9 protein-coding genes are annotated in these 9,782 nt (G+C 35.0%); 4 read left to right on the top strand and 5 right to left on the bottom strand.

The genetic code is table 11. The features are described from left to right. The 4 genes from VFS71_RS05980 to VFS71_RS05995 all read left to right on the top strand — a co-directional run. Positions 1 to 219 (top strand): response regulator (locus VFS71_RS05980; RefSeq protein WP_326399971.1); only part of this gene is annotated, 219 nt, incomplete at its 5' end. A gap of 107 nt (positions 220 to 326) precedes the next feature. Continuing rightward, complete coding sequence (locus VFS71_RS05985; protein WP_326399974.1) at positions 327 to 629, top strand: DUF6787 family protein; 303 nt, start codon at positions 327 to 329, stop codon at positions 627 to 629. A gap of 173 nt (positions 630 to 802) precedes the next feature. Then, positions 803 to 2,674 (top strand): DNA topoisomerase IV subunit B, encoded by a 1,872-nt coding sequence (locus VFS71_RS05990; RefSeq protein WP_326399976.1) that lies wholly within the window; start codon positions 803 to 805, stop codon positions 2,672 to 2,674. 45 nt (positions 2,675 to 2,719) lie between these two features. Further along, entirely contained in the window at positions 2,720 to 5,443 is a 2,724-nt protein-coding gene (locus tag VFS71_RS05995; protein ID WP_326399978.1) for a DNA gyrase/topoisomerase IV subunit A, read from the top strand. Positions 5,444 to 5,473: 30 nt separating this feature from the next. Here VFS71_RS05995 and VFS71_RS06000 read toward each other — a convergent pair whose 3' ends face one another. The 5 genes from VFS71_RS06000 to VFS71_RS06020 form a co-directional block, all read right to left on the bottom strand. Then, a complete protein-coding gene (locus tag VFS71_RS06000; protein WP_326399980.1) occupies positions 5,474 to 6,142 on the bottom strand; it encodes a 3'-5' exonuclease in 669 nt (222 codons plus the stop codon). Beyond that, positions 6,142 to 8,061: a DUF294 nucleotidyltransferase-like domain-containing protein gene (locus tag VFS71_RS06005; protein ID WP_326399981.1), complete on the bottom strand. Its 1,920-nt coding sequence runs from the start codon at positions 8,059 to 8,061 to the stop codon at positions 6,142 to 6,144. The genes VFS71_RS06000 and VFS71_RS06005 overlap by 1 nt, the downstream gene beginning before the upstream one ends. 72 nt (positions 8,062 to 8,133) lie before the next feature. Continuing rightward, the gene (locus tag VFS71_RS06010) at positions 8,134 to 8,907 is read right to left on the bottom strand and encodes a TerC family protein (RefSeq protein WP_326399983.1); all 774 of its coding nucleotides are present in this window, start codon (positions 8,905 to 8,907) and stop codon (positions 8,134 to 8,136) included. Positions 8,908 to 8,970: 63 nt separating this feature from the next. Then, entirely contained in the window at positions 8,971 to 9,345 is a 375-nt protein-coding gene (locus VFS71_RS06015) for a DNA topoisomerase IV (protein ID WP_326399984.1), read from the bottom strand. Between the two features lie 188 nt (positions 9,346 to 9,533). Further along, the coding region (locus VFS71_RS06020; RefSeq protein ID WP_326399985.1) for a DUF1572 family protein at positions 9,534 to 9,782 on the bottom strand (249 nt) is incomplete at its 5' end.

Raw genomic sequence — 9,782 nt, forward strand, 5'->3', positions numbered from 1 at the left:
ATGGATATCAAAATGCCTATTATGGATGGATTTGAAGCTCTTGAAAAAATCGCACCGATAAGACCGAATCTTCCTATGATTGCCCAAACAGCATTTTCATCTAATGAAGATAAAGATAAAATTTTCAAGGCAGGATTTACGGATTACATCACAAAACCCATTAACAGAGAACGATTGTTTGAAATAATAGATGTCATTTTAAAAAAGAAAGTTTCTTAGCTTTAAATTATGATTTTTAATAGCTGAAATTATACAAACAAAAAAAGAAATAAGAATAAATTCAACCATTAAAACCTGTTATATTTGCAAAAAGGAATAAACTAAAAATGAAAGGATTGAAACAACGTTGGGGACTTACATCCAATTGGCAATTGGCCGTCATATTTGTTGTTTTTGCCATTACTGGGTCTGCTTCAGCTTATTTATCTAAACCTTTTTGTATGTGGTTAGGAATCGGGAAAGAAGAATTAGGACATTGGTACACTCCTATCAGATTATTATTGATTTTTCCTATTTACCAAGTTTTATTGGTAGCAATAGGTTTTCTTTTTGGTCAATTTAAATTCTTTTGGGCTTTCGAAAAAAAAATGCTCAAAGGAATGGGTTTGGGATTTTTGTTTAAAGAGTAATTTTTTATTACGATTTGAACCTAAGATATATAATCACCTGTCAATATCATTCTTGATAACTTTGCAGTATTCCTCTTTTAAATTTTATCGAATTGCACTATATTAGCACACTCGAGGTCTTTGCGAGTAGCAAAAACCGAACAGAACGCATTTAAATTCGATAAAATTCCAAAATGTCAGATCAAAATCAATACACCGAAGATAATATCCGTTCTCTCGACTGGAAAGAACATATCCGTATGCGTCCCGGGATGTACATTGGGAAGCTAGGTGATGGTTCTTCGCCAGATGATGGTATTTATATTTTATTAAAAGAGGTCCTCGACAACTGTATCGATGAGTTCGTTATGGGCTCTGGGAAAACTATTGAGGTGACTATCAAAGACAAAACCGTTTCGATCCGTGATTACGGACGTGGAATTCCGTTAGGGAAAGTGGTTGATGTAGTTTCGAAAATGAACACTGGAGGAAAATACGATTCCAAAGCTTTTCAAAAATCGGTAGGTTTGAATGGTGTCGGAACAAAAGCAGTTAATGCTTTATCTAATTATTTCCGTGTAGAATCTGTTCGTGACGACAAGCAAAAAGCCGCAGAGTTTTCTGCAGGTAATTTAGTTTTAGAAGAGGATATAATTGATACCACCAAGCGAAAAGGTACCAAAGTTACTTTTACACCTGATGAAACCATTTTCAAAAACTACAAATTCCGAATGGAATATGTTGTCAAAATGGTAAAAAATTATTGCTATCTAAACAATGGTTTGACAATTATCTTCAATGGCGAAAAGTATATTTCGGAGAATGGTCTTAGAGATTTATTGGAAGAAACTATTAGCGAAGAAGACTTAGAATATCCAATTATCCATTTGAAAGAGCATGATATTGAGATTGCTTTAACACATAGTAAAACACAATATAGCGAAGAATATCACTCTTTTGTTAACGGTCAGAATACCACACAAGGAGGGACGCATTTAGCAGCTTATAGAGAAGCAATTGTAAAGACGATTCGTGAGTTTTACAACAAAAGCTTCGAGGCTTCAGATGTTCGTAAATCAATTGTGAGTGCGATAAGCATCAAAGTAATGGAACCCGTTTTTGAATCTCAAACGAAAACCAAATTGGGTTCGATGGATATGGGGTCTGATGACGGAACACCACCTGTTTCAGTTCGTACATTTGTAAATGATTTTATTAAAAACAAATTAGATAATTATTTACATAAAAACCCAGCAACAGCAGAAGCTTTATTGCGTAAAATTCTTCAGGCTGAACGCGAAAGAAAAGAATTGTCAGGAATTCGAAAACTGGCCACAGACCGCGCTAAGAAAGCGAATCTTCACAATAAAAAATTAAGAGATTGCCGTGCGCATCTTCCTGATACCAAAAACCCTAGGAATTTAGAAAGCACGCTTTTTATTACCGAGGGGGATTCGGCTTCTGGGTCGATTACCAAGTCCCGTGACGTGAATACACAAGCGGTTTTTAGTTTGCGTGGTAAGCCTTTGAATTCGTACGGAATGAGCAAAAAAATTGTGTACGAAAACGAAGAATTCAATTTATTGCAGGCAGCTTTGGATATTGAAGATGGATTGGAGAAATTGCGTTACAACAACATCGTGATCGCAACCGATGCCGATGTCGATGGTATGCACATTCGTTTATTGTTGATTACTTTTTTCCTTCAATTTTTCCCAGAATTAATCAAAGAGGGACATTTATATATTTTGCAGACACCTCTTTTTAGAGTTCGAAATAAGAAAGAAACGATTTATTGCTATTCGGAAGAAGAACGTAAAGACGCTATAGAAAAATTAAAACCAAAACCGGAGATTACCCGATTTAAAGGATTGGGAGAGATTTCGCCGGATGAGTTCAAGAATTTCATTGGAGAAACAATTCGTCTGGATCCTATTATGATGGATAAACACACTTCTATCGAACAGTTATTATCGTTCTATATGGGGAAAAACACCCCAGACCGACAAGATTTTATCATCAAGAATTTGAAGGTGGAGTTGGATGTTTTGGAAGAAGTGAAATAAGTTTAAAAGGAAAAGTAGTTATTCCTATATTTTTATAATAAATAAATGAAAGACGAAGAAGACGATAACCTAATTCCAGCAAACGAAGAAAATAATTCTGAAGATTATCCTCTTGATGACAATCAAGATGGAGATGAATCTGAAGATATTATCGAAGTGGAGGCAAAGCATTTTGAAGGACAGCATTTTTACGAAAATCCAGAGGATGAAAATGATACGATTACCAAAGTTACAGGAATGTACAAAGATTGGTTTTTGGATTATGCTTCCTATGTAATTCTTGAGCGTGCCGTTCCAGCGATTGAGGATGGTTTCAAACCAGTGCAACGAAGAATTATGCACTCTTTGAAAGAGTTGGATGACGGCCGTTACAATAAAGTTGCCAATGTGGTTGGTCACACCATGCAATACCACCCGCACGGGGATCAGAGTATTGGTGATGCGATGGTACAAATTGGTCAAAAAGAATTATTGATCGATTGCCAGGGAAACTGGGGTAATATTTTAACTGGAGACGGAGCTGCGGCTTCCCGTTATATCGAAGCTCGTTTGTCAAAATTCGCTTTGGAAGTTTTGTATTCTCCAAAAATTACCGATTGGGGAGTTTCTTATGATGGACGTCGTGCAGAACCGAATAACTTACCAGTAAAATTCCCATTATTATTGGCTTCTGGGGCAGAAGGAATTGCTGTAGGTCTTTCGACTAAAGTTTTGCCTCATAATTTTAATGAATTGATAGATTCATCCATTAAAATTCTGAAAGGAAAACCATTTACATTATATCCGGATTTCTTGACACAAGGTATCGCCGATGTGTCTAATTATAATGATGGAATGCGTGGTGGACGTGTTCGTGTTCGTGCCAAAATTGGTCAACTCGATAAAAACACTTTGGTAATTACCCAAATTCCATTTTCTACGAATACAACGACTTTGATTGACAGTATTTTGAAAGCCAATGAAAAAGGCAAAATCAAAATCAAAAAAATTGAAGATAATACGGCAGCTGAGGTTGAGATATTAATTCATCTTTTTCCAGGTGTTTCCCCAGATAAAACCATTGATGCTTTGTTTGCTTTTACTGCTTGCGAAACTTCGGTAGCGCCGTTGGGTTGTGTGATCGAGGATAATAAACCGTTGTTTATTGGGGTTTCGGATATGTTGAAAATTTCAACAAATAGAACGGTTGATTTGCTTCGACAAGAGTTGGAAATTCAATTAGAAGAATTAAAAAATAAATGGCATTTCTCGACTTTAGAGAAAATCTTCATTCGTGAAGAAATGTACATTGATTTTAAGTTGTATGGAGATAGAGAATCGCTGTATGTCTATTTGTATGATCGTTTTGAGCCTTTCAAGAAATCATTTGTTAGAGATATTCATGATGATGATTTGCATAGATTAACTCAAATTCCAATGATTCGTATTACCCGTTTTGATTCTGACAAAGCCGATGACTTTATCGCTAAGTTAGAAGAAGAAATGAAAGAAGTAGAATACAATTTGGAGCATTTGACAGACTTTGCCATTGCTTATTTTACCAAATTAAAAGAGAAATACGGAAAAGGCAGGGAACGCCAGACCGAGTTGCGTATTTTTGATGATATTGAAGCTACAAAAGTAGTTTTGAGAAACACCAAATTATATGTAAACAGGGAAGAAGGTTTCGTTGGAACAAGTTTGAAAAAAGACGAATATGTTACCGATTGTTCTGATATTGATGATGTAATTGTCTTTTTGCGTGATGGAAAGATGATGATTACCAAAGTCGATGCAAAAACCTTCGTTGGAAAAGATATCATTCATGTTGCCATTTTTGACAAAAGTGATAAGCGTACCATTTACAATATGATTTATCGTGATGGTAAGTCTGGACCATCATATATTAAGAGATTTAATGTTTCGGGAGTTACTCGTGATAAACCTTACGATTTGACAAATGAAACAGCGGGTTCACAGACCTTGTATTTTTCTTGTAACCCTAATGGAGAAGCTGAGGTAATTACTATTTTATTACGCCAGGTTGGAAGTATAAAAAAACTGAAATTCGATATTGATTTTGCTGCTTTAGCTATTAAAGGTCGTGCTTCCAAAGGAAATTTAGTTTCTAAATATCCTATCAAGAAAATTGAATTGAAAGAAAAAGGTATTTCAACGCTCTTGCCAAGAAAGGTTTGGTTTGATGATACCGTTCAACGATTGAACGTTGATGCCAGGGGAGAGTTATTAGGTGAATTTAGACCGAGTGACAAAATTCTAGTGATTTCGCAAGCTGGAAAAATAAAAGTCATTACTCCTGAATTGTCTACTCATTTTGATGAAGATATGATTGTTCTTGAAAAATGGATACCTAAAAAGCCAATTTCGGCAATTTATTATGATGGCGAAAAAGAACGTTATTACATAAAACGTTTCTTGGTGGAAACCGAAAATAAAGAGGAATCTTTCATCACGGAGCATGCCAATTCAAGATTAGAGATCGTAGCGACTGATTATCGCCCTGTAGCCGAATTAGTTTTCACGAAGGTGAAAGGAGTTCAAAAAGATAATTTGACCGTGGATATTGAGTCATTTATAGCTGTAAAAGGATTTAAAGCACTCGGTAATCAATTGACAACAGATAAATTGAAACAAGTAAACCTATTGGAGCCTTTACCATATGAAGCTCCTGAAGAAATTGTTCCGGAGGAAATTGAAGTTCAAGGAGAAATAAATTCCGATGATACGGATGTCCAATTGGATGATGACGGACAGGTTGTCTTATTCTAGAATAAAAAAAGCTCCTTTTTGGAGCTTTTTTTATTTAAACAAATCCCTTAAGGTAAATTCTGTTTTCCCTTTTAAATCTTTTAATTTCTTTACGATTTTTAGAAAAGCAATCGCTGTTATATAGGCGTCACCCATTGCGGTATGACGATCCTTTTTTGAAATGTCAAATTTATCTGCGAGGTCATCCAAGGCATATTTTTCCTTACGCTCCAAGAGGTTAGACATTATGAGCGTTTTTTTATAAAGAAACGCAGTGTCCAATGTTTTGTTCGTTAAATGCGGAAGACCATTTCGTTCCAAAGCCTGATTAATCATTGTTACATCAAATATGGTGTGATGAGCAATGATAATGGAGTCTCCCAAAAAAGCCAAAAATTGTTGTAAAGCTTCCAGTTCTGAGGGTTTGTCCATAACCCAATCTTTTAAAATTCCATGAATTTGGGCGCTTTTTTTATCGTAATGATCTTGGTGAATATAAATTTCAAAACTATTAGGAATTGAAATTACACCGTTCTGAAGTGTAATGGCACCAATGCAAAGTATTCGGTCATTGTCATAATCAAAACCTGTGGTTTCAGTATCTAAAACTACAAAACGAGTACTTTCAACAGTGTTTGAAAGTGTCTCGTCGATTGGTTTTCTTTGGATCTTCAAAAAATCAAATAGGGTTGCTTTGCTTCTTTTTAAAAAGTTACTCATTACAATATATTTGAAGGATTAAAGCGTATGGAAATAACTTCTTGTATCTCTTTAATGGTTTTAAAGGTGCTTTTAAGTTTTATTTTTTCAAGTTTTGTTAGGTCTCCAAGCGCAATATATTGACCAGAATCATTATGTAAAAGACCTTGTTTCGTTCGAAATTTTAAGAGCGCTCTATAGGAATAGGAACATGCCAAGTACAATTCTCTATTCTGCGGTTCCAATTCTGCCAGTTTTTCAAAACGTTCAGGCGTATTACTAATTGATTTTACGGCATGTGACAAAATTAATACTCTTGCGGCATCGCTCAAAGGCATTAAAGCTCTTCTTTTTATGTCGAAAAAATCTTTGTTTGCTCCGTCTTGTTCCAATAAAAATTCTCTAAAAAAACCACTAGGAGAGGGACTTTGCAGAGCACCACTCACTAAATGAAGATAAAATACTGGGTTTGCCTTTATGTCTTCTAAAATATAATCTGATAAGTTATTTACAATTTCGCTATCACCATAAGAAAGGCTATAGTCAAAAAAGATGAAAGACAATAATACTTCGTCTTTTCCAGTATTTGTAATCCAATGATGAACCAGTTTTTTCCATTCGCCTAGACTTAAACACCACTTCGGATTAGAAGCCATCATTTCTGCTGGACAATAATCATATCCAATTTCAAATAATCCTTTGTTGACATGAGTGGCTAATTCTAAGAAATACTTTTTAGTCTTCTCTTTTAATTCTTCAGGTACATCTTCATAGACTAAAGCATTGTCTTGGTCTGTTTGTAATAATTGCTCACTTCGTCCCTGACTTCCCATAGCTAACCATGCAAATTTTACAGGAGGCGGGATGCTCATTTTTTTTAGTGAAATGGCTATAACCTGTTGAATGCATACATCATTCAATTCAGTAATGATTTTTGATGTCAGTGTTATTGGGATGTTTTGGTCCAGATAGCCTTGTAATAACTGCATGATACTGGCACGTATCGGTTTAATGTCCTTGTATTTTTTAGCTCTTTTTACGGCTTTTATCAATACAGCAGGATTGTTTCCAAGTGAAACCATAACATCGTGTTTGGAAAGGATGCCAACCGCTTTTGTGTTTGGTGTGCCATCTTTTGTAATGCATAAGTGGCTGATGTTGCTTTTCATCATTGTCATTTGTGCTTGAGTAGCGGTCAGTTTTTTAGGATAGGTAATAACAGGGCTGGTCATTATTACTGATGCCGCGGCAGTTATGGAATGTTCTCCAGTTACAATTTTGTTCCTTAAATCTTTATCGGTGATGATACCAATAGGAAGTTTATCTTCGACAACAAGTATGGCTCCAACATTTTTTTTGGTCATAATTTCGGCTATCTCTTTTGCAGTACTTATAGACGAACAGGTAACTATTTTTTTGGAATATTTTACAGGCTGAATATCAAATAGCTTGGTGTCGGTTTCCAAAATGTCACCCGCTAAAGTTTCACCATACAACTTGCCTCTATGACTTTTAGAGTATGGATTGTTAGTATTAGAGGCAAAACTTTGTATTAAGAAATTGCCAACCGATTCGTTTTCTAGTGCGTAAGGTCTAAAAATTGAGATGGGTATGGCATAAAGAATCGTTTCTTCATAAGCTCTAGCTTCCATTTTATAGTTCTCATTGGCAATAAGTGGTCTCAAACCGAAAATATCTCCCTCGTCACACATATCCAAAACATCATTTTTTGGACCTTTCCTGAGTGCGACTGCTCCTTTGTGGACCACATAAAATGAATTATGAGTATCTTCATTTTCGGCAAAAATAATACTGTCTTTTTCTTTGTAGATAATAGATATTTGCTCGGAAAGAATTTCAATGTCTTTTTGATTTAAAAAAGTAAAAGGAGGGAAGTTCTTTAAAAAATCGGCAACTCTATGCGAAATGGTATTTTTCATTGGTGCTGTTTTGAAACTAAATTTATTATATAAAAAAAAACACAGCACCTTTTGGGTAACTGTGTTCTTTTTTTATTTCTTCGTTTTGGACATTTTCATATTTAATATTTCAACAAATAAAGAGAATGAAATGGCAAAGTACAAATAACCTTTTGGTACTGGAGTCACATGGCTTCCAAAAACAAGAGCATTTGCTAAATGAGCACTTTCTGTCAACAGCATAAATCCTATCAAAATCAAAAAGGACAATCCTAAAATTTGTATTGATGGATGTTTGTTGACAAAATTCCCAACAGGAACCGCAAACTGCATCATAATTAAAACCGATATCACCACAGCTGTAATCATAATGACTAAAGCGCCTTCAACACCATTTGTCATTCCCACAGCAGTTAGAATACTATCAAATGAGAAAACCAAGTCTATCATTATAATTTGAAGGATAACACTTTGAAAAGATTTTGCGGCAGCTCTACCCAATTCTTTTTCTTCATGACCTTTTTCATCTACTTTCTCGCGAATTTCATTGGTACTTTTATAAATCAAGAATAAACCTCCCAACAATAAAATGACACTTTGCCCTGTAACCCCAGCATGTAACCAACTCAAGTCAATAGTAAACCAAGGCTTTTTCATTTGAGTTAAAAAATTAATTCCAAATAAAAGTGCGATTCGCATGAACATGGCAAGAAACATTCCTATTTTGGTAGCTTTTTTGCGGTCAGCTGGAGCTAATTTTCCGGTTGCAATTGAGATAAAAATGATGTTGTCAATACCTAAAACAATTTCTAAAAAAGTCAATGTCAATAAGGCAATCCAAGCATCTGGGTTTAAAAATACTTCCATTTTATATACTTATGGGGTTAAAATTATGAGTTTCAGCAGCCTGAATACCACAGTCTGAATTCTTTAATCTGAAATCTTGGTTACCGTTCCTTTTTGTTTAGAATCGACACCAACCATTCCAAATTCAAAGGTATAGGAATTTTTTGAAGTTGTCAAAATTTTCATGTCAATCGCTTTCTCTTCAGCCTTGTTTTTCGGGTGTTTTTTCTGCAAAACATATTCGCAATCATTCACCCAACGAATTGTGGCAGTATCCGTTTTTCCTTCAAAAGTCTCTATTTCAATACTATCATTGCGCTCAAAGACCGTTGTTTTTTTAACACCGTCAATTTCGTATTCAAACTTAAATTTTCCAGTTTTAAAATCGGCACAATTTCGTTCTACATTATAGCAAGACATGAGCAGTAGTAGAGGGGAGAATAGTATTATTTTTTTCATTCCTTCGTATTTATTATTGTTTTGTTTGGGCCTAATCCAGCTGTCCGTTACAACTCCTCGTCTCGTTGACAAAATTTTTAAGTGTTTGCAAGAGCTTCTTTCAGTCGCTTTGCAAACACAAAAAATTTAGGTCAACGAGACTGCGGGGTTTTCACTTCCATCTGGGGCAATATGATTTGTATATTTACTTATTTTAATCGTCTAAATTCTTCTTCAGTAAAATTTTTAATTGACTTCTCCTGTGCAAATTTATCTGCGTTATAATTATTCGATTTGTTTTTTGGAATCGATAAACTATCCCATCCGCTTTTTTTGAGTTGTTTGGCATAAAAAACAATTTGCCCAATATGATACGGATAATGCGCCAATTGTCTGTTGATGGCTTCAATAACAGTATGGCCTTCGTTCCTGATATAAATAATCTCCGAAAGCTGTTC

Origin of the sequence: Flavobacterium sp., from assembly GCF_035760125.1 — a bacterium.
In the GTDB taxonomy this organism is placed as follows: Bacteria; Bacteroidota; Bacteroidia; order Flavobacteriales; family Flavobacteriaceae; genus Flavobacterium.